Source organism: Anaerosacchariphilus hominis, assembly GCF_014290175.1.
GTDB lineage: Bacteria > Bacillota > Clostridia > Lachnospirales > Lachnospiraceae > Laedolimicola > Laedolimicola hominis.
This window is the reverse complement of sequence record NZ_JACOOR010000022.1, coordinates 1-1,596: the sequence shown is the minus strand read 5'-3', so window position 1 is coordinate 1,596 and position 1,596 is coordinate 1. Positions and strand designations below refer to the sequence as shown.

The window sequence follows — 1,596 nt, the reverse complement described above, 5'->3', positions numbered from 1 at the left end:
CTGTATCTCGGCGCTATACCAGTCATTCCGGTGGGGTTCCCATGCCATCAATGTATAACCGTGGCTGGTCTGAACCACCTCATACAGAGGGTCATCATCCAGATATGCCTGAAACACTTCCAGAACCTTTTCAAAGGTCAGCATTTCCCACACCTCCCATTCAGCTGCAAATCAGTTCCCTGAGTAAAATTTCCTCAATCTGTGCCGTTAATGTGTTCATCAGCCCCACCCAGCGCATGGGGTCACGGGCTTTCAGTTCCTCGGTGACGCCCGCCGCCTCCATCATGCGGGGCAGCATGGCGTCCATCCGCTCCCGCGCCGCCCGATCAATCTCCAACAGGTGCGGGTACAGCTTTTCGCTCAAAATCAAGCTGCTATAAAGGCCGGGCCGGTGTTCCTTCAGGTAGCGTTGCCGCATACGGCCATACTTGCCGATGGGGGCCTCCGGCTGCTCGGAAAGTTTCAGATCAGGGATGTAGTAATCTCCGCAGCGGGTGTAAGTCAATTCGCTCATGTTCATTCTCCTTTGCACTGTAATGGTTAAACTGTGGCACTGGCCGATACGGTGGCCTTGCGCGGCTCCTGCCTGGGTAACTGGCTGACGGTGGTAAAAATGCCCTTCTCCATGTCCTCGGCCCGGATTGTGGCCTTTGCTGCCTCCACCTGGGCCTTGCGTTTGGCGTTGTAGCGTTTTTCCCATTCCTTCTGCTTGCCGTTGGCCTTGCGGCGTAAGTAGTTCTGGTGAAGCCTGTCCTTGCGTTCCTCCTTCTTCCGCAGTTCTTCTTGTTCTTCCGGGGTCAGTGGAACCGGCTGCAAGGCGGGCGGGATATACCGGCCCACAAAATTGAAGTAGATTTCAACCTCCTGCGTAGTGTCCTGGCTGCCTTTTCGGGCGCGTTCGTGGACAAGGATTTTCTCTACAAACTCGTTGAGCATGGTGTTTGTCAGCGTGTCAAAATTCTCGTACTTATCAATCAGGGCTATAAATTTCTCCGCTGATTTCTGGCTTTGCTCATAGCCGGTAACAGCCTTTTCCAGCTCTGCAATTTCAATCTCAAGTGCATCCTGCTCTTTGGCATACTGTGCATCAAGCGCCTTATATCGTGCATCCGGCAGCTTGCCGAGGGCGTTGTCCTCATAGATTTTGCAAATCAGTTTTTCCAGTTCTCCGGCTCTCTTTTGGGCAGCAGCCAGACGCCTGCGCTTTTTCGATATATCGGCACTCTGTTGAGCAACCTGCGTCTCCTGAACAGTGTGAATAAATTCCGTCCGGTCATTTCTCGAATATTCAGCGATAGCCCGGAGCGTGTCGGAAACCAATGTCAGGACAGCACTCTCATTGATACGGTGTTGTGTAGGGCATAGTGTCCCACACGGAACTTTGGTATAATTGGAACAGGTATATTGAGAAACCCGCTTGCCATTGTTGGTGCGGTGGACATACATCTTGCCGCCGCAATCGGCACAATAGAGCAAGCCTGTGAGGGGAGCCGCTTCGCCCCAGCCGTTTGGATAACGCCGTACATTGCTGCGGATTTTCTGCGCCAAATCAAAGGTCTGCTGGTCGATAATGGCTTCATGGGTATTCTCAAAGAT

At 52.8% G+C, this 1,596-nt stretch carries 2 protein-coding genes; both read right to left on the bottom strand.

From position 1 onward, the window contains the following. Positions 1 to 160: 160 nt before the first annotated feature. On the bottom strand, positions 161 to 514 hold the full coding sequence (locus H8S44_RS16080; RefSeq protein ID WP_117949861.1) for a TnpV protein: 354 nt from the start codon (positions 512 to 514) through the stop codon (positions 161 to 163). 26 nt (positions 515 to 540) lie between these two features. Further along, on the bottom strand, positions 541 to 1,596 hold a 1,056-nt coding region (locus H8S44_RS16075), incomplete at its 5' end, for a DUF4368 domain-containing protein (protein ID WP_186997565.1).

What these genes read in the sequence shown, in the direction of transcription:
- H8S44_RS16080 (WP_117949861.1), bottom strand. Translation starts at nt 514, where the DNA reads ATGAGCGAATTGACTTACACCCGCTGCGGAGATTACTACATCCCTGAT.